This is a genomic window from Micrococcus sp. KRD077 (genome assembly GCF_017168505.1).
Taxonomy (GTDB): domain Bacteria; phylum Actinomycetota; class Actinomycetes; order Actinomycetales; family Micrococcaceae; genus Micrococcus; species Micrococcus luteus.
This window is the reverse complement of record NZ_JABFAZ010000003.1, coordinates 1-22,898: the sequence shown is the minus strand read 5'-3', so window position 1 is coordinate 22,898 and position 22,898 is coordinate 1. Positions and strand designations below refer to the sequence as shown.

Sequence of the window (22,898 nt, the reverse complement as noted above, 5' to 3'; positions counted from 1 at the left end):
CCCGTGGTCCGCCGCGGGCGCCCGGCGCCGGACCACGGGCGTGCGTCCGAACCCGGCGCGACCCTTCGGGGTCGAGGTGCTGGTCCCGGCCGGTCCGTCACCCGGCACGGCACCCGGCCGGACGCCCGGCGCGCGCGGCGGCGGGGCGCCGTCGTACTGGGTCTACGGGCACGACCGCGCCCCGTGCCTGCGCTGCCGCGGCCCGGTCCGCCAGGAGGACTACGGCTCCCCCGAGGACGACGCGCGGCGGCTGTGGTGGTGCCCGCACTGCCAGCGCTGAGCCGGACGCACCCGAACGGTGGCCACGTGTCGTCCCCGCTCCCTACGCTGAACCCGCCCCCGACCCGAGGAGAAGTCATGGCCGACCCGTTCCCCACGGACCCGGAGGGTGCCGTCGTCGCGCTCGTGCTGGCCGGCGGCACCGGCGGCCGCCTCATGCCGCTCACCGCGGCCCGCGCCAAGCCGATGGTGCCGCTGGCGGGCCAGTACCGGCTGATCGACGTCGTCCTGTCCAACCTGGCCCACTCGCGCCTGCGGGACGTGTGGGTCGTGGAGCAGTACCGCCCCTTCACGCTCAACCAGCACCTGGCCGGCGGCCGGCCGTGGGATCTCGACGGCACCCGCCACGGCCTGCGGCTCCTGCCTCCCGCGCAGGGCCGCGCCGAGGAGGGCTTCGCCCGCGGCAACGGCCACGCGATCGCCCAGCAGCTGCCGCTGCTGGAGCAGTTCGGCGCCGAGACCGTCGTCGTGCTCTCCGCGGACCACCTGTACCAGCTGGACCTGCGCCCCGTGCTGGCCGAGCACGCCCGCTCCGGCGCCGAGCTCACCGTGGTCACCACCGAGACGGACGAGGACCCCTCGCGCTTCGGCGTCGTGCAGGTGGACGACGACGGCGCCGTGACCGACTACGCCTACAAGCCGGAGGACCCGGCGGGCACGCTCGTGGCCACCGAGGTGTTCGTGTTCGACGTCGCCGCGCTCTCCGAGGTGGTCGGCGACCTCGTGGCGGGCGAGGACGAGGCGGCCACCAAGGACGAGGGCGAGACCGATGAGGACGGCGACCCCGTGGGCTCCTCCCTCGGCGACTACGGGGAGAGCATCATCCCGGCGTTCGTGGCGCGGGGGCGCGTGCGGGAGCACCGCCTCGTCGGGTACTGGCGGGACATCGGCACCCTGGACGCGTACGTCCGCGCCCACCGGGAGATCCTCGACGGCACCGGCCTGGACGTCGCTGCCGAAGGCTGGCCGCTGCTGACCAATCCGCACGCCGCTCCGCCGGCCTGGGTCGCCCCCGAGGCGACCGTCACCGGCTCCCTGCTCAGCCCCGGCTGCCGGATCGCGGGCGAGGTGACCGACTCGGTCGTGGGCCCCAGCGTGGTGGTCGAGGCCGGCGCCGTGGTGCGCGGGAGCATCCTGCTGGGCGAGTGCACGGTGCCCTCGGGCGCGGTGCTGGACACGGTGATCGCCGACGTCGGCGCCGCCATCCCGGCCGAGGGCGCCACGGGGCGCGCGGAGCCGGCCGACGAGGTCGTGGTCCTCGAGCCGGGCGAGCGCGGGCCCGCCTCCTCGGACGAGACCACCGGTTCGGGCGCCCCCGTCAGGGACTGATCGGCCGCGCCCTCCGGACCGGCCCGCCGGCCCGGTCTGCGGCGAGCACGGCCAGCTCCAGCATCAGGCGTCCCCGCGGGTCCTGCAGGCTGCACCCCGTCAGCTCCACCAGGCGCTTGGTGCGGTAGATGACGGTGTTGCGGTGGCAGATCAGGTCCTCCGCGGCGAGGGTCGCGGAGCCCGAGCGGCGCAGCAGCGCCCGCAGGGTCTCCATCAGAGTGGCGCGCTGGTCCGCGGGCAGCGCCCGGAGCGGTCCCAGCACCTCCTCCACCAGCAGCGCGGCGACCTCCGGGCTGGACTCCAGCAGCACCTCCGGCAGCCGATGGGAGGCCCAGGCGAGCCGCCGCTCGCCCGGCGGGAGCGTGTGCGCCGCCCGCGTCGCCAGCCGGAACGCCGCCGCCGTCTCGGGGATCCCCTGCCGGGCCCAGGCCACTCCCACCTGGCCCTCGACCAGCGGGCCCAGCGCCTCCGTGAGCCATTCCTCGTCCGTCGAGGGAGGCTCGACGACACCGTAGAGCGCCCCCTCGCGCACAGCCCAGCGGGACGTCGCCCCGAGTCGCCCCATGCGGTCCTCGGGGTGATGGAGCACGTCGCTCCCCGGGTCCTCGGCGAGGGCGACGACGCAGGCGAGGGGGGCGGTCGCCCGGACGCCCAGGATCTCCTCGGCCTGCTCCGCGTAGACGGGGTCCGCGCCCTTCCCCTCCAGCAGCCCGGCCAGGCAGTCCTCCTGACGGCGCAGGTCGCGCAGGGTGAGGCGCGCGGTCTCCCGCCGGTAGGCGGCGCTGAGGACCTCGCCCGTGACGCTCAGGTCCTCCCACAGCCGGCGCCCCGCCTCGAGGAGCTCCTCGGTCGTGATGTCGAGCCTGCCCTCGCGGACCCGCCGTCCCAGCTCCTCCCAGAGCAGCCGGTTGCCCGAGGTGTAGGTGGAGATCACGGTCTCCAGGGGCACCCCCTGGCGGGCGCGCTCGACGCCGGTGGCCCGCCACGTGTCGACCAGGCGCCCTCCCGCGCCCTCCCCGGAGGGCACGCCGGCCAGGCCCCGCAGGCCCCGACGGACGTGCTCCCGCGTGCTACGACGCAGCCTGGCCCGCAGCTCCGGCGTGGACCACGCCCCGCCCTGGTCGCCGCCCAGCGTGGCGGCGGCGATCTCGTCGGCGATCCGGTCGGCGTCCTCCAGCAGCGCCGACCAGGCCTCCCGCAGACGGCGCTCCGCGTCCCCGGACTCCTCGGGGACCCCTGCCTCCTGCACCATGCCGTCCTCCTCGCCGCCCCCGCCGGCGGCGTCCGGCCGGGCGGGACTCGTGTCCTGGCTGCACAACCGACTCTGTGCTCCGTGCCCATAGTGCCACTGTGGCGCCGGTCATACGGTGGGCGGAGACCTCGTCCGCACCCGGACCCATCCCACCCGAGCCCCCCCAGAGGAGCCGACATGAGCGAGACCCGCTCGGGCGTCCTGCCCGACCACGACATCTACCTCCTCGACGACGAGCTGACGGAGGAGCAGCGCGAGGTGCGCGACCGCGTCCGCGCGTTCGTCGACGCCGAGCTCATGCCCGTCATCAACGACTACTGGGAGCGCGCCGAGTTCCCGTTCGAGCTCGTGCCCAAGCTGGCGGAGCTGAACGTGGCGGGCACCGTCATCGAGGGGTACGGCTGCCCCGGCATGAGCCGCATGGCCGGAGCCCTGGTGTCGATGGAGCTGGCCCGCGGGGACGGATCCTTCAACACCTTCTTCGGGGTGCACTCCGGGCTGGCGATGGGCTCGATCAACGCTTTCGGCTCGGACGAGCAGAAGGAGCGCTGGCTGCCCCGGATGGCCCGGATGGAGATGATCGGCGCCTTCGCGCTCACCGAGCCCGACCACGGGTCCGACTCGGTGGCCCTCGAGACCACCGCCCGCCGAGAGGGCGACACCTGGGTGCTCGACGGCGCGAAGCGCTGGATCGGCAACGCCTCCTACGCCCACGTCATCGTCATCTACGCCCGCGACGTGGCCGACGGCCAGGTGAAGGCGTTCGTGCTGGAGCGGGAGCCGGACACGGAGTTCCCCGCCGGCTTCGAGCCGACCGTGATCACCGGCAAGATCGGCAAGCGCGCGATCCTCCAGCCGGACATCGTGATCTCCGGCCTGCGCATCCCCGAGGCGGACCGGCTCCCCGGTTGCTCCTCCTTCAAGGACGTCAACCGCGTCCTGAGCACGACCCGCGGCGGCGTGGCCGTCGAGACGCTCGGCCACGCCGTCGCCGCGTACGAGGCCGCCGTCGCCTACGCCGGGCAGCGCGTCCAGTTCGGCAAGCCGATCGCCGGCCACCAGCTGGTCCAGGGGCAGCTGGCCACCATGCTGGCCGACGTCACCAACATCAAGCTCACGTGCTTCCGCCTCCTGGAGCTGCAGGACCAGGGTCGCCTGACCGGCCCGATGGCCTCGCTCGCGAAGATGTCGGCCGCGCGCCAGGCCCGCCGGGTGACCTCCATGGCCCGGGACATCCTGGGAGGGAACGGGCTGCTGCTGGAGAACCACGTCGCCCGCCATCTGACGGACATGGAGGTCGTCTACACTTACGAGGGCACCGACTCCATGCAGTCGCTGATCGTCGGCCGCGCCATCACCGGCGTGTCGGCCTTCGCCTGAGACCTCCCCGCCCTCTCCCCGCGGCTACACCCCCGCCCCGCCCGAGGAGCCGGCCGGCTCACCGACCGCTGAGGACCGACGCGGCCAGGCGCTGCTGACCGTCGTGTGGGCGCTGTTCGTGCTCTCCGGTGCGTGGGGCCTCGGTCTGGCCGGGCGCGTCCCGGGGCTCGGCGCCCTCGATGCCGGCGCGTACCCGCTCACCGCCGACGGCCGACACGGCCCCGGCGCGAGCGTGTTCGGGCTGTCCCCGCTGCACCCGGCGATCTGGCCGGTGCTGTGGCTGCTGACCGGGATGTACGTGCTCCGGCAGTGGGGGCGGGGCCAGGGCGCGTCGCCGCGGCACCGCCGCATCCGGGGCGCGGTCGCGGGGACCCTGCTGGCGCTGGCGCTGTGGTTCCCCCTGGCCGTCCTGGCCCCCGGGGGCCTCGACGTCGTCCCGTGGCTGCTCGCCCTGGTCCTCATGCTCGGCGTGGTCCGGCGGCTCGGCGCACGCCCGGCGGCCCGCCGCGTCGCACGGGTGGCCGAGGACGGCGCGCTCGGCGTGCTGCTGGGCACCCTCCTCGCCGGCGCACCCACCGCGGTGGGCGCCGCCCTCCACGCCTGGGGTGTGCACGTCGACTGGTTCCCGACCGAGCTGCTCGCCCTGCTGGTGCTGGTGGCCCTGCTGCTGGCGGCCCTGCGCCTGGTGCTCGGTGGGCGCGGCCGCCTGGGTGTGGCCCTGGGCATGGCCTGGACCCTGCTCTGCCTCGCCCTGCCCCGCCTGCTGCCCAGCCCGCTCGGGGCGCAGCAGAGCGTGTGGGTGGGTCTCGCGGCCGCCTTCGGGGCGCTGCTGCTGATCACCGCCGCGGCCGTGCGCCGCTCCTGGGCCCGCCAGATCGAGCGCGACGCCGCCCGCCGGCCGCACCCGGCCGGCGCCTGAGCCCGGCCCCGTTCAGCGCCCGAGCCCAGCGGGCACCGGGACCCACCGGCCGCCGTCGCGCCGGAGCACGTCCAGCCGGCCCGTCACGGCGACGCCGGACACCGCCTCCGCCATCCGCCGCGCCACCTCGGCGGCCTCGGCGTCCTCGCCGGCCCGGTGCGAGCCGGGCACCGCGAAGCGCAGCACGATCCGCGGGACGCGCGCGACGACCTCGATGTCCTTGGCCGCGAGCACGTGCGTGGCCTGGACGGCCGCCTCGGCCAGGTCCATGACCTCTTCGGGTCGGTGGCCGGGCAGGAGGTCGCCGATCTGCAGGCGGGCACGGTAGGAGGGCATGGGCCCAGGGTAGGGGCGGACGCAGCAGCGGTGACGACTTCTCTCGTCGCGCGGGCCGGCCCGCCCTTCCGCCCGCGGCGGACGCGTGCCCTCCCGTGTCCGGACCCGCTCGTAGGGTGGGGTGCATGACTCAGACCGCCACCCCGCAGACCGACGCCCCCGCCGTGCCCGCGATCTTCGAACCGATCGAGATCAACGGCGTGCGCGTGCGCAACCGCCTGATCCTGCCGCCGATGTGCCAGTACTCGTGCGAGGCGCGCGACGGCGTCCCCCACGGCTGGCACTTCCAGCACCTGGGCGCCCGCGCGGCCGGCGGCTTCGGGATCGTGGTGGCCGAGGCCACCGCCGTCACCCCCGAGGGACGCATCTCCGCGTGGGACACCGGCCTGTGGAACGACGAGCAGCGGGACGCGTGGGCGCCGATCGCCGCGTTCATCGCCTCCCAGGGCGCCCTGCCCGCCATCCAGCTCGGCCACGCCGGCGCCAAGGCCTCGACCGTCCCCATGCACCCGGGCGCGCGCGCCGGGCAGCCGATCCTCGAGGGCCCCGACTCCTGGGAGACCCTCTCCCCCTCCGGCGTGGCCACCAACTCCATGGAGATCCGCACCCACGCGATGCGGGTGGACGAGATCCGGGAGACCGTCCAGGCCTTCGCCGACGCCGCCGAGCGCGCCGACCGTGCCGGCTTCGGCGCCGTGCAGCTGCACGCCGCCCACGGCTACCTCATCCACCAGTTCCTCTCGCCGCTGACCAACACCCGGACCGACGAGTACGGCGGGGACTTCGAGGGCCGCACCCGCTTCCTCAAGGAGGTCGTGGCGGCCGTGCGCGAGGTGTGGCCCGCGGACAAGGTCCTCGGCATCCGCATCTCCGGCTCGGACTGGGTCGAGGGCGGCTGGAGCATCGAGGAGACCGTCCGCCTGGCGCAGGAGCTGCAGGGGCAGGTGCACTGGTTCGACCTGTCCTCCGCGGGCATCGGGGACACCTACGAGGGCCCCCAGGGCCCCGGTTATCAGGTGCCGCTGGCCACCGCCGTGAAGGAGGGCACCGAGGGGATCGTGGTGTCCGCCGTCGGCTCGCTGACCGGCGCCGAGGAGGTCGCGGCCGTGGTGGACGAGGACCGCGCCGACGCCGTCTGTGTGGGTCGCGCCGCCCTGGCGAACCCGAACTGGCCGACCGCGGCCGCCCTCGCCCTCGACGTCCCCTCGGAGCAGGTGCCGATGGCCCGGCAGTACTTCCGCGCCAAGTGGTGAGCGGAACACGCGGGACCCGGTGTGCCCCCGGCGCGGAACTCCGGTAGAACAGAACCATGAGCGTGCGCACCCCCGACCCGAATCCGGGCTGGCTGTCCGACGAGGACCTCTACGAGGCCCGGCGTCGGCTGCCCATGGTGTATGTGGAGGCCATCCCGGTGCGGCTGGACTCCCTCGGCTACGTCACCGAGATCGGCCTGCTCTACGTGGCGGACGAGACCGGCACGTTCCAGCGGACGTTCGTCTCCGGCCGCGTCCAGTACCGGGAGACCATCCGTGCCGCGCTGATGCGCCACCTGGAGAAGGACCTCGGCCCGCTCGCCTTCCCGCAGCTGCCGCCGTCGGTGGTCCCCTGCACCGTCGCCGAGTACTTCCCGGCGCCGTCCGAGACCGGGCTGACGGACGACCGCCAACACGCCGTGGCCCTGGTCTACGTGGTGCCGGTGACGGGTGAGTGCCAGCCGCGCCAGAACGCGCTGGAGCTGACCTGGCTCACCCCCGAGGAGGCCCTCGGCGAGGACATCCAGGCCGAGTTCATCGGTGGCCGCGGGGACCTGGTGCGCCAGGCCCTCGCCCACGTGGGATGGGGGCGCTGAGCATGGCACCCGTCGTCGGCGGCTACCTCCGCCATCTGAAGTCCCAGGACGTGCAGCCCGGGGACAGCTTCCTGACCCGCCGCGGCGAGCCCGCCCCGCCGGTGGCCTCGACCCGGGTGATGCGGGACGACTTCGGCACCCCCGCGCTCGTGATCGCCACCCTCGAGGGCGGCCGGGAGGTCAAGATCGCCCACGGCTCCGTGATCCGGGTCCGCACGGACCGCCCGGAGGAGCGCAGGGCCGTCCCGGACACCACCTTCTCCCCCGTGGACGCGGGGTCCCCCGAGGAGCGGATCGTCGTCGTCGGCAAGCGCCACCTCGAGGACACCGAGCTGACCGCCACCGCGGCCCGGCTCTCGCACGGGTTGAACCTGCGCTCCGGCTCCCAGCTGGAGGACGTGTTCGGCATGGCCGAGCGGCTCTACCTGCTGCACGAGGACACCGAGGGCACGCTCGCCACCCTGGGCCTGCTGACGAACCTGCCGTGGGACGGGGCCGTGGGGCGGTGGAAGTCCATCCAGGCCGCGCTGTCCCTGGCGTCGCTGATCCTGCGCGAGGAGGGCGAGCACATCGCCGCCGCCAACCTCGGGCGACGCCTGCTCGAGGCGGACGAGGTCCCCTCCGAGCCGGGCCGGGCGGCCCGGGTGCTCGAGGTGCGCCAGCGTCAGCTCAACGAGCCGCCGCTCTACGACCGGGAGATCTCCCGCGCCCTGCAGGCCCGCGACGCCGAGGCCGAGTATCAGTGGCGCCGGGCCCGGTTCGGCCAGCTGCTCTACCTGCGTGCCCGCGGCGGCTCGGAGACGCTCACGGACGCCGACCTGGATTCCCGGATCGCCCGGGAGCTCGGCACGCTGCGCACCCTCGCCGACGAGCTCGAGGCGAAGGCAGCCACGCGCCGGTGAGGCCCAGCCGCGGGACGGGCGTCGAGAGCCGGCCCCGTCCCCGGTGACCCGCCCTCCGGGGTGCGGCTCGTGTGGCGCACCTCACTTCCCAGCCCCTGCCGGGGTTATGCTCCCGGCATGACCGGCTCCGCACCCGCCCAGCTCCGCCCCCTCCGCGCCACGGACGCGCCCGCCGTCCTGGCGGCCTTCCACGCGGGCACCGTCGGCATGGCCGATCCCGCGGAGGTCACCGACGAGGCCTCCGCCCGCGCCTACGTCGACGGACTGGTCCAGGCGGAGGGGACGGACGCCGTCGCCGTGGTGGAGCGCGGGACGGACACGCTGATCGGCCTGGTCGCCGTCGTGCGCGACGAGGCGCACGGCACCGGCGCGCTCACCGCCTGGCTGCATCAGGGCTGGCGCGGGGACGCGATCATGTCGCGTGCGGCGACCACCGTGACGGACGCCGAGCTGGCCGAGGGCGGCCTCGAGCGGATCGAACTGGCCCACCGGGCGGACAGCCCGACGGCGGGGGCCGTCGCCCGGGCCGCCGGGCTCCGACACGAAGGCACGCAGCGCGGCCGCCTCCGCGCGGGCGGGCGGCGGCTCGACGTGCACCGCTACGGCCGGCTGGCCGCGGACCCGCTGCCCGAGGAACGCGTCCGTCCCCTGCCGTGGGCCTCCGACGCCCGCCCCTGGGCCGACCGCTGACCGCGGCCCGCCCCCGACGACGCCCCACGACGCCGTCACGCCCTCCCGGCCCGATGCCCCGCTAGTCTGCCGAGATGACCACCCCGACCGACGCCGTCCCGAGCCCGCATCCGCGGCCGTTCCTCCTCGTCCAGACGCGCCCCGAAGACGACGCCGCGGCCGCCGAGGTCGAGGCCGTCCAGCGACTGGGTGGCTATTCGGAGGGCCGGCTGCGGGTGCTGCCCCTCGACCGCGTCGTGCAGCGCCCGGACGTGGCCACGCACGGCCTGGACTGGGAGGCGGAGCTCGCGGACGTCGCCGCCGTGATCCTGCCCGGCAGCCCGTTCACGGGCACCGATCCCGAGGAGACCAAGTCCCCCGTGCAGCGCGCCGTGGAGGCGGAGCTGGGCCGGATGCTCGACGTCGTCCGGCGCCGCGACCTGCCGTTCCTCGGCTGCTGCTACGGCGTCGGCACGCTGGGCCGGCACGCCGGCGGCGTCGTGGACAACGCGTACGGCGAATCGGCCGCGCCCGTCGAGGTCACGCTCACCGACGAGGGTGTCGCGGATCCGGTGCTGGCCGGGGTCCCGCGCACGTTCGCGGCGTACGTGGGCCACAAGGAGGCGATGAGCGCGCTGCCGCCCGGCGCGGTGCTGCTCGCCGCGGGCGCCGACTGTCCCGTGCAGATGTTCCGGCTCGGCACCCGCCAGTACGCCACCCAGTTCCACCCGGAGCTGGACCAGGCCGGGATCCTCGAGCGCCTTGAGATCTACCGCGACCACGGGTACTTCGCACCGGGCGAGTACGAGCCCACGGTGGCGGGGCTGGCCGCCGTCGACCCCGAGCACCCGCGCCGGATCCTGGCGAACTTCCGCACGCTGTTCGGCTGAGCCGCCCGGCCCACCCCGTAGCGTGGCCGCATGGACACGCACCGCGCCACCGCTTCCCTGCCCTGGATCGACGGCCCCGCCGTGCGCGCCGCCCTGAGCCCGCGCGCCGCCGTCGACGCGCTGGAGGCGGCCCTCGCCGCCGGCCTGGACCCGGAGGCCGACGCCCCCCGCACCCGCGTGTCCACCGCCGCCGGGCAGCTGCTGCAGATGCCCTCGACGCGCGGGACCGAGGTCGGCACCAAGCTGCTCACCCTCACGCCGGACAACCCCGAGCGCGGACTGCCCGTCATCCAGGGCGTCTACGTGCTGTTCGGCGCCCCGGGCACCCCCGGCCAGGCGCCGCGGGCCGTGCTGGACGGCGTCGAGCTGACGGGCCTGCGCACCTCCGCGGTGTCCGCGCTCGGGGTGCGGCTGCTCGCGGACGCCTCGCCCCGGCACCTGGTCGTGGTCGGCACGGGCGTGCAGGCGTGGGAGCACGCGCTCACCTTCCAGGACGTGTTCGGGCTGGAACGGGTGTCCGTGGTGGGCCGCGACGCCGACCGGGCCGCCGCCCTGGCCGCGCGCATCGAAGCGGAGCTGGGCGTGACCGCGAGCGCCGCGGGCCCGGAGGCCGTGGCGGAGGCGGACGTCGTGGTGACGTGCACGGCCGCGACGGCCCCGCTGTTCGACGGGACGCTCGTGCCGGAGCACGCGACGGTCGTGGCGATGGGCTCGCACACCACGGACGCCCGCGAGACCGACGACGCCCTGGCCCGCCGCGCGACCGTGGCGGTGGAGTCGCGGGACTCGGCCGCCCGCGAGGCCGGCGACGTCACCCTCGCGATCGACTCCGGCGCCCTCGCCGGGATCGAGGACACGGTGACGCTGGCCGAGCTCGTGGCCGGGACCGCGCGTCGTCGGGAGGGCGCGCCCGCCCTGTTCGTCACCACCGGCATGCCCTGGCAGGACCTGGTGGTGGCGAGCGCGGTGGCGCGGGAGGTGCTGGGCTGAGCCGGGGCGGCCGGGTCCAGCTGGCGGACCGAGGGCGTGTCCCGGCGACTGACGGCGAGGAGGACGAGGGCGCCGGCGAGCCCGACCAGATTTCTCGCCACGAGCGGGGCGCGGCCGGCCTCCGCGGTGTCAGCCCAGTCGAGCACGCCCCGTCTGGATAGAGTGACTCGCGCCACCCTCTTCACTGCAAGGCAGGACACATGATCGACGCACCCCTCGCCCAGCTCGCTGAGACGTACGCCCGTGACGTGCGGCTCGCCTCCACGAGCGGGGTCTCCGCCGAGCCGGAGGCGCAGCTGACGGTCCCGGTCTCCGAGTTCCTGCGCGCGTTCTCCTCCGTCACCGGGATTGGGGACCTCAGCCTGCTGCGAGAGGCCCAGCTCGACGGCGTGCGCCCGGACTTCGCCGCCCTGATCGACGGTCGCCCCTGCGGATGGGTGGAACTCAAGGCACCCGGCCACACGGTCATCGGAGAGAAGTGGCGCGGCCGGGAGAAGGGCCAGTGGGACCTGCTCTCCCAGCTGGACGCGCTGCTCGTCTCGAACGGAGACGAGATCGCCCTCTATGTCTCCGGCTCCCCTGTGGACACCGCGTTCCTGCCCGTCGACGGCGTCGCAGGCTGGGACGCAGACCGCCTGCGCACCGTCCTGGAACAGTTCACCCTGGCCCAGCCCCGGCCGATCACCCGAGTGAGCCAGCTCGCGGACCGCCTGGCCCCGCTGGCCCGCTTCCTTCGAGAGCGCCTCCAGGAAGGCCTGTCCAACAACTACCGCTCGGTGCGGGAGGCGAAGGCGGCCTGGGACCACACGGTGCATCACACGACCACGGACGCCCAGTTCGCCGGCGACGTCGCCCAGGTCGTGGCCTACTCCATGGCCATCGCCGGTCTCTCCGGCCAAGCGGACCGGAACGCCGACGGCGTGGTGACGCTCGAGGAGGCCAAGCACGCCCTGGAGACGGCCCACCGCAATGTTCTGGCGGCGTCCCTCGGACCGATCATCGGCATCCCGGCGCTCATGGAGTACATCGCCCCGGAGGTCGGGGCCATCATGCGGCTGGTGTCCAGCATGGACGTGGCCGCCATCGAGCGCTCCACGGACTCCCGTGGTGAGCCGTGGCTGTGGTTCTACGAGGACTTCCTCCAGCGCTACGACCCGGCCGCCCGTAACCGCGCGGGTGTCTACTACACGCCGATCAGTGTGGTGCAGTGCCAGGTGCGCGTGGTGGACGCGCTGCTGCGGGAACGTTTCGGTCAGACCCTGGGCTTCGGCGCCCCCTCGGTGGTGACGCTGGACCCCGCGACGGGCTCCGGCACCTACCCTCTGGCGGTCATCGACCGCGCGGAGGCAGCGGCCCGGGAGGAACGCGGCCCGGCGGGGGTGGCCCAGGTAGCCAAGAACCTCACGAAGAACCTGCTGGCCTTCGAGCTGCTGCCCGGCCCCTACTCGGTGGCGCACCTGCGCATCGGCCAGCGGCTCGCTGAGGCGCAGGGTCACGCCTTCCAGGCGGAGGAGATCGGCGTGTACCTGACGGACACCCTGGAGGACCCCTCGGCGGGCATGGCGGAGGGGCTATTCGGCGACGCGCGGGTCCTCGCCGAGGCCGCCGAGGCGGCCCGCCGGATCAAGCGGGACCGGCGCATCACCGTGGCCATCGGCAACCCGCCCTATGACCGGGTGACCTCCGGCACCGGCGGCTGGGTGGAGCACGGGGACGGCGAGGACGCGCTGTTCGACGACGTGATCGGCCCCGCCCAGGAGCAGGGGGTGATCTTCTCCGCACAGGCCTCGCTGTACAACCTGTACGTGTATTTCTGGCGGTGGGCCATCTGGAAGGCGTTCCAGCAGGACCCCGGGGACCAGGCGATCATCTCCTTCATCACGGCGTCCTCGTGGCTGACCGGCCCGGCCTTCGTGGGTCTGCGCGATCTGGCCCGTCGGACGGCCAGTGAGATCTGGGTGATGGACCTTGGCGGCGAGGGCCGCGGGGCACGCCAGGAGGAGAACGTCTTCGACATCCAGACCCCGGTGGCGATCGTGACTCTGGTGCGCACCGGCAAGGCCGCCCGGGAAGCATCCGTGTACTACCGGCGCTTCCGGGGCACGCGCGCGGAGAAGTTCGCGGCCCTGGACGAGGTGGCCCGGTTGGATCCCGATGACGGCACATGGGAGCGCCTGCCTGGTAGGGCGGGCGACCCCTTGGCACCGGCCAGCGGCGGGGAGGACTGGGCGGCGATGCCCGCCCTGGCGGACCTCTTCCCCTGGCAGCAGCCGGGGATCAAGTACAACCGCACCTGGCCCGTGGCCCCGGATCAGGACACTCTGCGACGGCGGTGGCGAGAGCTGTTGGCCGACACGTCCGCGGACGCCCGTGCGGAGAAGTATGTGACGGGCCACTCTGGGCGCACCATCCACACCGCCGTGAGCGGCCTGACCCCACTGGCGGCGCTGCCCGCCGACGCTGAGCACCGGCCGATCGTCCGCGTGGCCTGGCGCTCCTTTGACCGCCAGTGGACCTTCGACGATCCTCGATTGATCAACTTGGAACGCCCCGCTTTGTGGCAGGCGCTCTCGGACCGCCAGCTGTTCTTTGTCTCCCCTAGGACAGCCCGCATCAGCGGTGGCCCCGCCGTGACCGTGGCGACGGCGGTGCCGGATCTGCACTACTACAACAACCGTGGTGGCAAGGACGTCATTCCGCTCTACCGGGACGCTGAAGCCGCCCAGCCCAACGTCACCGGCGGGCTGCTCCCGCTGCTGGGGGAGCGCTACGGCCGAGAGGTCACGCCGGAAGACCTGGCCGCCTACGTCATGGGCATCGCCGGCCATGACGCCTACGTCCAGCGGTTCGACGAAGCCCTGGAGGGCAGCCCCGTCCGCGTGCCGCTGACTGCCGACCCTGACCTGTTCACCCGTGCCGTGAAGCTGGGTGAACGTCTGCTGTGGCTGCAGACCTACGGGGAGCGGTTCACCGGTGCAGATCGCCCCGCGCGTCGGGTGCCGCGGGTGCCCGGCCTGGGCTGGGAGGAGCCCGTGACGGCCTTGCCTGCCTCCCCGCGGGCCGTGTCCTACGACCCTGCAACCCAGCGACTAAAGGTGGGGGACGGCGTCGTCACCGGCGTGAGCCCGGAGGTCAGGGCCTTCGCCGTGTCCGGCATGAACATCCTGGACAAGTGGCTCGGCGCCAGGACGGCCACCGGCATCGGCCGCGCCGCCGGCAAGGCAGCCACCCCGTTGGACCGCATCCGCCCCACCGAGTGGGCGGACGAGTGGAACGACGAACTCCTGGACCTGCTGCGTGTGCTCACCGAGACGGTCTCCCTGGGCACGGACCAGGCGGCGCTCCTGGACGAGATCCTGGCCGGCGACCTGATCCCGGCGAGCGAGCTCCCCGAACCGACCCCGGCCGAACGGAAGGTTCCCAAGACGATCAAGCGGGACTTCTCCACTGCGCAGGAGGAGATGTTCTGATGGACGCTGCGAACGTCATCGCCCTCGTGGTCTCCGTGTTGGCGCTCCTGGCCGCGGCATGGTCCGCCGTGGAGTCGTGGCGGTTGCGCCAGATCGAGAAGGGCCGCGACGAGCGGCAGGACCTGCGCGAAAAGCAGGAACAGGCACGCCAGGTCGCCGCGTGGATGTGCGTCGCCGCCCGGATCAATGACGAGTTCGGCGCCCCACCCACGCGGCGCTGGTTCCTCGCCGTGGAGAACTCCTCCCAGGTCCCGGTCTACGGGGCACGGGCCACGGTGGCGTCGAAGTATCCCGTTCCCGATCTCACCGCCGCCATGCTGCCTCCAGGACGCACCTACTTCGAACTGAGCAAGAACGAGTGGGGCTACGGCGTCCAGGCGGATGAACTGGACGTGGTCCCCCGGCCGCTGACCAACGCCGAACGGTTCCGGGTGACCGCCTTCACCTTCACCGACGCCGCTGGCGACCGCTGGTCCCGCGACCACCAGGGTCGGCTCTCAGCGACAAGTGGGAAAGAGTCTGAAGCGACTGATTGAGGGACAGGCAGGCAAGGGACCTGGACCAGCTCCATGCACAGCTCCGAGCCGACCACCCGCAGGCGGTGCCGGAGCAGCTCGAGTTCCATGGCCTGCGGTGTTTAACGGCAAGGACGACTGGACTGCCGCCCCCGTCGGCGTCCGCGCATGGGCCAGCCAACGCGCCGTCGAACTCATCGCCGCGCACACCCCGTGGTTCGGCTTCCAGGGTGTCGACGTCGACAGGCTGCGTCAGCGGCCTGGATGGGAAGACGCCAAACCGCACATCGTGGTGTCCGCTCAGCTCTTGAACCGCGTGCACCGGAGGACGTCCCTGCGTGCGGACGGCCTCCTGGTGATCGCCGATGACCACCACCTCCGCGATGACAGCCGTCTGACCTACCGACGCATGCGAGCCGCCTCGGTCCAGGGCCTCTCCGACGGAGCATTCGACCACCTGTTGGACACGATGTACTTCGGCCCTTCGAACCAGAGCCGCCTGCTGCAGGCCGTGGACGTCCTGACGTACTTCGAGCAGCGCCGCCGCCATGTCACTGAGCGCCACCGCGATGCCGTTCGCCGAATGAACGCCATCGGCCGATCGCTGAACAAGATCCGTCAGCACTCTTACGTCTGGACCCCTTGAACGCAGACACACGAAACCCCCGCTCGAAGGCGGGGGTCCGGTTGGACGGAAGACGCCGAAGCGCGTCCCGTGATGTCCAGTGTACTCGCCTCTGAGGACTCCCGACAGGGACATCCCGTTCGGGACCACGCCGCTCCACCCCGCCTCCCCGCTTGGACGCCCCCACTACCCTGGATCCCTCCCCGCCCCCCTTCCCGAAGGAGCACCACCATGCCTGAAGCCGTCATCGTCTCCGCCGTCCGCTCCCCCATCGGCCGCGCCCGCAAGGGGTCCCTCCGCGACCTGCGCGCCGACGACATGGCCGCCCAGATGGTCACCGCCGCCCTGGACCGGGTCCCCGAGCTGGACCGCGCCGAGGTCGAGGACCTCATCCTGGGCTGCGGCGCCCCCGGCGGGGAGCAGGGCGGCAACCTCGGCCGCGTGGTCGCGGTCTTGGCCGGCCTGCCCTCCGTGCCCGGCACCACCATCACCCGCTTCTGCTCATCCAGCCTGCAGTCCACCCGCATGGCGTTCCACGCCATCCGCGCCGGGGAGGGGGACGTGTTCGTCTCCGCCGGCGTCGAGTCGGCCAGCCGGCTGGACCGCGGCGCCTCCGACGAGGACACCCGCAACCCGGCGTTCCGCTCCGCGTGGGAGCGCTCGGCCCGCCGGGCCGAGGGCGACGCCCCCGTGTGGACGGACCCCGCCGAGGAGGGCGAGCTGCCGGACGTCTACATCGCCATGGGCCAGACGGCTGAGAACGTGGCGCAGCTGCGTGGCGTCTCCCGCCAGGCCCAGGACGAGTACGCCGTGCGCTCCCAGCAGCTCACGGAGAAGTCCCAGGCCTCCGGCTTCTGGGACCGGGAGATCTCCCCGCTCGTCCTGCCCGACGGCATCCGGGTCACCCGGGACGACAGCCCGCGCGCGGGCACCACGCTCGAGGCCGTTTCCCAGCTGAACCCCGTCTTCCGGCCCGACGGCACCGTCACCGCCGGCAACGCCTGCCCCCTCAACGACGGCGCCGCGGCGCTCGTCGTCATGAGCGACACTCGCGCCGCCGAGCTGGGGCTGACCCCGCTCGCCCGGATCGTGTCCACGGGCCTCTCCGCCCTCTCTCCCGAGATCATGGGCCTGGGCCCCGTGGAGGCGTCCCGGCAGGCGCTGGCGCGGGCCGGGATGAGCATCGACGACGTCGACCTCGTGGAGATCAACGAGGCGTTCGCGGCGCAGGTGCTCCCCTCCGCCGAGGACCTGGGGATCCCCCTGGACAAGCTCAACGTCAACGGCGGGGCAATCGCGCTGGGCCATCCCTGGGGTATGACCGGAGCCCGGATCACCGCCACCCTGCTGAACTCGCTGCGCGAGCACGACAAGCACATCGGCCTCGAGACCATGTGCGTCGGCGGCGGCCAGGGCATGGCGATGGTCATCGAGCGCCTGTCCTGAGTCCTTCCCGCCCCGTCCGCACCCGCACCCGCACCGACCCTCCCGGAGGAACCCCATGACCGAGCCCCGCATCGCCGTCGTCACCGGAGCCGCGCGCGGCATCGGCGCCGCCCTGGCCCGACGCATGGCGGAGGACGGCTTCGCCGTCGCCGCCGTCGACCTCTCGGCCGAGGCGTGCGCCGACGTCGTCGGGCAGATCGAGGAGGCCGGCGGGACGGCCCGCGCCTTCGCCGCCGACGTCGCCCGGGAGGAGTCGGTCGCCCAGGTGATGGACGCCGTCGTCGCCGAGCTGGGTGCGCCCGCCGTGCTGATCAACAACGCGGGCGTGCTCCGGGACAACCTGCTGTTCAAGATGAGCGCCCAGGACTGGGACACGGTGATGGACGTGCACCTGCGCGGGCACTTCCTCATGACCCGCGCCGCCCAGCGCCATATGACGGAGCAGGGGTGGGGGCGGATCGTGAACATCTCCTCCACGTCCGCGCTGGGCAACCGGGGGCAGGCGAACTACGCCGCGGCCAAGGCCGGGATCCAGGGCTTCACCAAGTCCGTCGCTATCGAGCTGGGCCGCTTCGGGATCACGGTGAACGCCATCGCGCCGGGCCTGATCGAGACGGACATGACCCGGGCCACCGCCGAGCGGATCGGCGTCCCCTACGAGACGTACGTGGCCAAGGCGGCGGAGCAGATCCCCGTCGCCCGCACCGGCACCCCCGAGGACATCGCCGCCGCGGCCTCCTTCTTCGCCCGCCAGGAGGCCTCCTTCATCTCGGGCCAGGTCCTCTACGTGGCCGGCGGACCCAAGGCCTGAGCCCCCCACGAGGAGAACGCCATGCAGACCTTCGACGGACTGGACGAGTTCGAGCGGGCCGTGGGCACCCACCTGGGCCACAGCCGCTGGCGCACCGTCACCCAGGAGCAGGTGGACCTGTTCGCGGACACGACCGACGACCACCAGTGGATCCACGTGGACCCCGAGCGGGCGGCCCGGGGACCCTTCGGCTCGACGGTCGCCCACGGCTTCCTCACCCTCGCGCTGCTGCCCTCGATGGTGCGGGAGATCTACCGGGTGGAGGGGATGGCCATGGTCGTCAACTACGGATCGGACCGGGTCCGCTTCCCCCATCCGACCCCCGTCGGCGCGCGCATCCGCGCCGGCGCCGAGCTCACCCGCCTGGACCGCGGCCCCCAGGGGGCGCTGGCCATGGTGACCACCACCGTGGAGATCGAGGGAGTGGCGAAGCCGGCCTGCGTGTCGGACTCGCTCTTCCTCCTCCGCCCGGGAAAGGACGCGTCATGACGTTCAACATCTCCGTGCTCCTGCGCGAGAGCGCCGCCGAGCACCCGGACCGCCCCTGCGTGATCCTGGGCGACCGTGCCTGGATCTACGCGGAGGTGGACGCCGCCGCCGACCTGGTGGCCGCGAACCTCAGCGGGCTGGGCCTGGCCCCGGGCACCTCGGTGGCGGTGCAGCTCCCGGACATCCCGCAGTTCCTGTTCGCCTACTTCGGCCTCGTCCGTGCCGGCTTCGTCATGGTCCCCCTCAACCCCCTGCTGACGCCGCGCGAGATCGCCCATCACCTGTCCGACTCGGACACGGCCGTGCTCATCACCGTGGATACGGCGGCCGAGGCGGCGGTCAAGGGCGCGGCCCAGGCGGGCGGGTCCGACGGCGGTCCGACGGTGTACGTGGTCTCCACGGGCGCCGGGGAGCGGCCCGCGGGGACCCGGGACTTCGCGGAGCTGCTGGCCCCCGGCCCCTCGGTGGACATGGCCCCCACCCAGGCCGACGACACCGCGGTGATCATCTACACGAGCGGCACGACCGGCCCCCCCCAAAGGCGCCGAGCTCACCCACTTCGGCATCTACATGAACACGACGGTCTCCGGCGCGCGCATCCCGATCCGGCCCGACGACGTGGTCCTGGCCGTGCTGCCCTTCTTCCACGTGTACGGGCTCACGAGCGTGCTGAACATCTGCGTCCGCCACGCCTGCACCATGGTCCTGCTCCCCCGCTTCGACGCCGCCGCCGCGCTCGACCTGGTGGAGCGCCACGGGATCACCCGCATCTCCGCCGTGCCGACCATGCTGATCGGCATGGTGGAGGACCCCGACACCGGGCGGGACCTCTCGTCCGTGAGCCAGGTGGTCTCCGGAGGCTCGGCCCTGCCCCAGGAGGTGCTGCGGCGCTTCGAGGCGAAGTTCCCGCGGGCGACCATCCTGGAGGGGTACGGCCTCTCCGAGTCGACCAGCTCGGTGGCGGTGAACGTCTCCCGGGAGGAGCGCCGCGTCATGTCCATCGGCAAGCCGCTGTGGGGCACCGAGTGCCGCGTGGTGGACGCGGAGGGACACCTGCTCGGCCCCGGGGAGGACCAGGTGGGGGAGCTGCTCTTCCGCGGCCCCACCATCATGAAGGGCTACTACCGCAACCCCGAGGCCACGGCGGCCACCCTCGTGGACGGGTGGCTGCGCACCGGGGACATGGGGTACCGGGACGAGGACGGGTTCATCTACGTGGTGGACCGCAAGAAGGAGCTCATCCTCCGCGGCGGGTACAACGTGTACCCCCGCGAGGTGGAGGAGGTCATCGCCACGCACCCGGCGGTCTCCGAGGTGGCCGTGGTGGGGCGTCCGCACCCCTCCCTCGGCAGCGAGGTGGTGGCGGTCGTGAGCACCCGGCCGGGCATGAGCGTGACCCCGGCGGGGGTCATCGAGCACGCCAAGGTCTCCCTGGCGGCGTACAAGTACCCGCGCGAGGTGGTCGTGGTGGACAGCCTCCCCAAGACCGCCACCGGCAAGATCCGCAAGCGGGACCTGGCGACCACGCTGGCCGAGCCGGCCTCCCCCGAGTCGCACTCCGCGACGCCGTAGCCGCCCGCGACGACGGCCGCGCTTCCCTGTCCTCCCCTCCTGGGAGAATCGGGAACGTGGCCGTCCCCTCCCCCCTTCCCCTGCGTAACGGCGTCAACGCGACCCGCCTGCGCCTGCCCGCCTCCGGACCCTGGGCGTCCGTCCAGGAGTACGTCCTGGACCGCTTCGGCCACGTGGACCCGGACGGCATCCGGCGGCGCTTCGCCTCCGGGCAGGTCGTGGCCGCGGACGGCGCCCCCATCCCGGCGGACACGCCGCTCGGCGTGCACGACGACCTCTGGTACTACCGGGACGTCCCCGACGAGGCCCCGCTGCCCGTGACGCACACGCTCCTGCACCGCGACGAGCACCTCGTGGTCATCCACAAGCCGCACTTCCTGCCCACCACCCCGGGCGGCCGCTTCGTCCAGGAGACCGCGCTGGTGCGGCTGCGCAACGAGCTCGGCCTCGATGACCTCGTGCCCCTGCACCGGCTCGACCGGGCGACGGCCGGCGTCGTGATGTTCTCCGCGAACCCGGCCACCCGCGGCGCCTACCACCTGCTCTTCGAGCGGCGTGCCGTGGCCAAGACCTACGAGGCCGTGGCGCTCCTGCCGGACGCCCCCGACGACGGCGCCCGCCGCCCCGGCGCCCCGGCCGACCCCGTCCTGGGGCGGTTCCCGCTGACCGTGCGCAGCCGGATCCGCAAGGACAAGGGGGTCCTGCGCTCCGTGGTGGAGGAGATCCCGCCGGCCGCCTCGGGACGCCGGGCGGGCGCGCCGGTGCGGACCCGGCGGTCGAACCGGCCCCACGCCGGGGCGAACGCGGAGTCCCGGGTGGAGCTGCTGGGCGTCGGCGTCTCCGCCGGGACGCTGGCGGGGCGGCGCGTGGCGCACCTGCGGCTCACCCCGCGCACGGGCCGCACCCACCAGCTGCGCATCCACCTGGCCGCCCTGGGCCTGGGCATCGCGTTCGACCCGTTCTACCCGGACCTGCTCGACCTCGCCCCGGACGACGTCGCACGGCCCCTGCAGCTGCTCTCCCGGTCGCTGCGCTTCACGGACCCGGTGACGGGCGAGGAGCGGGAGTTCACCTCCCCCGCTGAGCTGCAGGAGCGACCGCGGTGACGGGCGGGGACCCGGCCGCCCTGATGGACGCGCTCGGAGTGTGGTTCCACCCGCTCACCGCGCTGCTCGTGGCCCTGGACGCCCCGATCCCGCCCGTCCCGTCGGAGGTGGTGGTCATCGGCTCGGGGGCGCTCGCGGCCGAGGGCCGGGTCTCCCCCGTGGCCGCGGTGCTGGCGGCGTGGCTGGGCTGCTGGGCCGGGGACGTCGGCCTCTACGCGCTGTTCCGCCACGGCCTCGCCGACCGCCTGGACCGCTGGGCGTGGTGGCGGCGGATCCACCGGGGGATCCGGAGCCTGCTGGTGCGGGTGGGCCCGGCGGGCAGCCTGGCGGGGCTGTCCGTGCTGCGGTTCGTCTCGGGCGGGCGGACGGCGTCGATGGCGGCGGCGGGGATCGGCGGGATCCGCTGGCCCGTGTTCCTGTGGCTGTCCGGGGCGGGCTCGCTTGCGTGGTCCGGGTCCATGGTGGGGCTCGGCTGGATCACCGGCCGGGCCACCGGCCTGCCGTGGTGGGCGTCCGCGGTGGTCGGCATGGTGTTCGGTACCCTTGCAGGGTTGATGATCGCGGGGATCATGGCCCACCGTCGCCGGGGCCGGAAGGGGTGAGCATGCAGGACGCGTCCTCCGAGTCCCGTGCCGCCCTCGAGCGCCTCCGGGGCGCCTCGGCGCCCCGTCCCGACGACGACGCGACGCGTGCCCCCGCCGAGCGCCCCCGCCGCGCCCTGGCCGCGCCCGGGGAGATCTCCCGCCGCGATCTGCGCCGTCACGAGCGCGCCCTGCGCTCGGGCCGACCCGAGACCGCCGCCGAGCGCCGCGTGCGCGAGGACCGCCGCGCGGACGTGCACCGCGCCATGGACCGTCTGCGCACTCCGGGCGCTCCCGCCGAACAGCGTCCACGCCGGGACCTCAGCGAGATCCTGGACCGCCTCGGCAGCCCGGACCTCGCCCGTTTCGCCGATCCGCTCGTCGGCACGGTCGAGCGCATCCTCCCCGCCCCGGGGCGGGACCCGGAGAAGGCCGCGGAGGCCGCACGCCGCCGCACTGCGGCCGAGGAGCGCCGGCGGGCCCGCCTGCGAGCCGGCCGGGAGCGCGCCGCCGAGGCCGCCCGTCGCCGGGCCGCCGAGCACGAGCGGCCCGTCGCCGAGGCCGCCGCCGCGGCCCAGGCCCGCGACGCCGCCCGGGCCCGCGACGCCGCCGCCCTCCAGGCCCGCCTCGACGAGGAGGCCCGCCGGGCCCAGGCCGCGCGGGTGGCCCGCCGCCGCCGCGAGGAGGAGAAGCGGCGCCGTCGGCGTGAAGCCGAGCGGCGCCGTCGGGTGGCGGCCGAGGAGAAGGCCCGTGCCGCCGCCGAGGCGGAGGCCCGCCGCCGGGAGCGGGAGGAACGGCGCCGCCGGGAGGCGGAGGTCGCCGCCGAGCGCGCCCGCGTGCAGGCGGAGCGGCGGGCCCGCGAGGAGGCCGCGCTCGCCGAGCGGGAGCGGCTGCGGCTCGAGGCGGAGGCGGAGGCGGAGCGCCGTCGGCAGGCGGCCGAGGCCGAACGCCGTCGCCTCGAGGCCGAACGCGTCGAGGCCGAGCGGCGCCGTCGGGCCGAGGAGGCCGAGCGGCGCCGTCGCGAGGCGGAGGAGGCCGCCCGCCTCGAGGCCGAGCGACGTCGTCGCCAGGCCGCACGCGTCCGCGCCCACACCGTGCTGCACGCCGAACGCGCCCTCGCCCAGGCCCGGCTCCTCGAGGACCGAGCCCGGGAGGCCGAGCGCCGCGCGGCGGAGGACGCCGCCCGCCGCCGCCGCGAGCACGAGGAGCGGGAGTCCCGCGCGCTGGCCCGGGCCGCGCGCGAGCTCGAGGGCCCCGAGGTCTTCCCGGCCGCCGCCGACCGGCCGCTGCTGTCCGACCCGGAGGAGCGGCTCACCGATGAGGAGCTCTTCGCCCGGGCCCGAGTGGCCCTGCCCGAGTGGCGGCGCCGGCAGCGGCTGTCCACGAAGGCGCAGGCCGTCCGGACCGAGGCCATCGCCCACTCCTCGGCGGGGCCGGTCACGGGCGCCCTGCCCCTGATCCCCGGCCTGTCCCCTATACACATCTGAC

The 22,898-nt window shown here is 74.2% G+C and carries 21 protein-coding genes and 3 pseudogenes; 22 read left to right on the top strand and 2 right to left on the bottom strand.

Translation table 11 applies throughout. The features are described 5' to 3' along the window. Both J1M39_RS01455 and J1M39_RS01450 read left to right on the top strand, forming a co-directional pair. Positions 1-280, top strand: a pseudogene (locus J1M39_RS01455) (DNA-formamidopyrimidine glycosylase family protein); the annotation flags it as partial. Positions 281-357: 77 nt separating this feature from the next. Continuing rightward, on the top strand, positions 358-1,608 hold the full coding sequence (locus J1M39_RS01450; protein WP_020627987.1) for a glucose-1-phosphate adenylyltransferase family protein: 1,251 nt from the start codon (positions 358-360) through the stop codon (positions 1,606-1,608). Here J1M39_RS01450 and J1M39_RS01445 read toward each other — a convergent pair. Next, positions 1,598-2,860, bottom strand: coding sequence for a PucR family transcriptional regulator (locus J1M39_RS01445; RefSeq protein WP_020627988.1), 1,263 nt, complete (start codon positions 2,858-2,860; stop codon positions 1,598-1,600). The genes J1M39_RS01450 and J1M39_RS01445 overlap by 11 nt on opposite strands. A gap of 177 nt (positions 2,861-3,037) precedes the next feature. Here J1M39_RS01445 and J1M39_RS01440 point away from each other — a divergent pair, with 177 nt between their 5' ends. Beyond that, entirely contained in the window at positions 3,038-4,240 is a 1,203-nt protein-coding gene (locus J1M39_RS01440; RefSeq protein WP_036316076.1) for an acyl-CoA dehydrogenase family protein, read from the top strand. A gap of 103 nt (positions 4,241-4,343) precedes the next feature. Next, entirely contained in the window at positions 4,344-5,159 is an 816-nt protein-coding gene (locus J1M39_RS01435; protein ID WP_206496399.1) for a hypothetical protein, read from the top strand. 12 nt (positions 5,160-5,171) lie between these two features. Here J1M39_RS01435 and J1M39_RS01430 read toward each other — a convergent pair whose 3' ends face one another. Then, complete coding sequence (locus tag J1M39_RS01430; protein ID WP_087114125.1) at positions 5,172-5,495, bottom strand: hypothetical protein; 324 nt, start codon at positions 5,493-5,495, stop codon at positions 5,172-5,174. Positions 5,496-5,620: 125 nt separating this feature from the next. Between J1M39_RS01430 and J1M39_RS01425 the strand changes: the two genes are divergently transcribed. The 18 genes and pseudogenes from J1M39_RS01425 to J1M39_RS01345 all read left to right on the top strand — a co-directional run bounded on the left by J1M39_RS01425 (position 5,621) and on the right by J1M39_RS01345 (position 22,897). Further along, positions 5,621-6,748 (top strand): NADH:flavin oxidoreductase/NADH oxidase, encoded by a 1,128-nt coding sequence (locus J1M39_RS01425; RefSeq protein ID WP_206496398.1) that lies wholly within the window; start codon positions 5,621-5,623, stop codon positions 6,746-6,748. 56 nt (positions 6,749-6,804) lie between these two features. Beyond that, the gene (locus J1M39_RS01420; RefSeq protein ID WP_036316089.1) at positions 6,805-7,344 is read left to right on the top strand and encodes an NUDIX hydrolase family protein; all 540 of its coding nucleotides are present in this window, start codon (positions 6,805-6,807) and stop codon (positions 7,342-7,344) included. Positions 7,345-7,346: 2 nt separating this feature from the next. After that, a complete protein-coding gene (locus tag J1M39_RS01415) occupies positions 7,347-8,246 on the top strand; it encodes a DUF6707 family protein (protein WP_241253782.1) in 900 nt (299 codons plus the stop codon). 117 nt (positions 8,247-8,363) lie between these two features. After that, the gene (locus J1M39_RS01410) at positions 8,364-8,936 is read left to right on the top strand and encodes a GNAT family N-acetyltransferase (RefSeq protein WP_206496396.1); all 573 of its coding nucleotides are present in this window, start codon (positions 8,364-8,366) and stop codon (positions 8,934-8,936) included. Between the two features lie 74 nt (positions 8,937-9,010). Next, positions 9,011-9,805, top strand: a complete 795-nt coding sequence (locus J1M39_RS01405; protein WP_206496395.1) for a glutamine amidotransferase — start codon at positions 9,011-9,013, stop codon at positions 9,803-9,805. Between the two features lie 30 nt (positions 9,806-9,835). Then, positions 9,836-10,795, top strand: a complete 960-nt coding sequence (locus tag J1M39_RS01400) for an ornithine cyclodeaminase family protein (RefSeq protein WP_044659062.1) — start codon at positions 9,836-9,838, stop codon at positions 10,793-10,795. A 200-nt stretch (positions 10,796-10,995) separates the two neighbouring features. Beyond that, a complete protein-coding gene (locus J1M39_RS01395; RefSeq protein ID WP_206496394.1) occupies positions 10,996-14,265 on the top strand; it encodes a type ISP restriction/modification enzyme in 3,270 nt (1,089 codons plus the stop codon). Continuing rightward, complete coding sequence (locus J1M39_RS01390) at positions 14,265-14,801, top strand: hypothetical protein (RefSeq protein WP_036316098.1); 537 nt, start codon at positions 14,265-14,267, stop codon at positions 14,799-14,801. Before J1M39_RS01395 ends, J1M39_RS01390 begins: the two co-directional genes overlap by 1 nt. 97 nt (positions 14,802-14,898) lie before the next feature. Beyond that, positions 14,899-15,426 (top strand): DUF3800 domain-containing protein, encoded by a 528-nt coding sequence (locus J1M39_RS01385; protein WP_144826210.1) that lies wholly within the window; start codon positions 14,899-14,901, stop codon positions 15,424-15,426. Between the two features lie 210 nt (positions 15,427-15,636). Further along, complete coding sequence (locus tag J1M39_RS01380; RefSeq protein ID WP_020625412.1) at positions 15,637-16,851, top strand: acetyl-CoA C-acetyltransferase; 1,215 nt, start codon at positions 15,637-15,639, stop codon at positions 16,849-16,851. 55 nt (positions 16,852-16,906) lie between these two features. Next, a complete protein-coding gene (fabG, locus tag J1M39_RS01375; RefSeq protein ID WP_020625413.1) occupies positions 16,907-17,662 on the top strand; it encodes a 3-oxoacyl-ACP reductase FabG in 756 nt (251 codons plus the stop codon). Positions 17,663-17,683: 21 nt separating this feature from the next. After that, the gene (locus J1M39_RS01370) at positions 17,684-18,151 is read left to right on the top strand and encodes a MaoC family dehydratase (RefSeq protein WP_020625414.1); all 468 of its coding nucleotides are present in this window, start codon (positions 17,684-17,686) and stop codon (positions 18,149-18,151) included. Then, a pseudogene (locus J1M39_RS12490) lies at positions 18,148-18,627 on the top strand (AMP-binding protein); the annotation flags it as partial. The gene J1M39_RS01370 and the pseudogene J1M39_RS12490, both read left to right, overlap by 4 nt. Before the next feature lie 73 nt (positions 18,628-18,700). Beyond that, positions 18,701-19,264, top strand: a pseudogene (locus tag J1M39_RS12575) (AMP-binding protein); the annotation flags it as partial. Beyond that, positions 19,262-19,723, top strand: a complete 462-nt coding sequence (locus J1M39_RS12570; RefSeq protein WP_406924915.1) for an AMP-binding enzyme — start codon at positions 19,262-19,264, stop codon at positions 19,721-19,723. The pseudogene J1M39_RS12575 and the gene J1M39_RS12570, both read left to right, overlap by 3 nt. 56 nt (positions 19,724-19,779) lie before the next feature. Beyond that, positions 19,780-20,829, top strand: a complete 1,050-nt coding sequence (locus J1M39_RS01355; protein WP_206496401.1) for a pseudouridine synthase — start codon at positions 19,780-19,782, stop codon at positions 20,827-20,829. Continuing rightward, positions 20,826-21,431: a DedA family protein gene (locus J1M39_RS01350; RefSeq protein WP_044659054.1), complete on the top strand. Its 606-nt coding sequence runs from the start codon at positions 20,826-20,828 to the stop codon at positions 21,429-21,431. The genes J1M39_RS01355 and J1M39_RS01350 overlap by 4 nt, the downstream gene beginning before the upstream one ends. Before the next feature lie 2 nt (positions 21,432-21,433). Beyond that, entirely contained in the window at positions 21,434-22,897 is a 1,464-nt protein-coding gene (locus J1M39_RS01345; protein ID WP_241253781.1) for a hypothetical protein, read from the top strand. Position 22,898 lies beyond the last annotated feature (1 nt).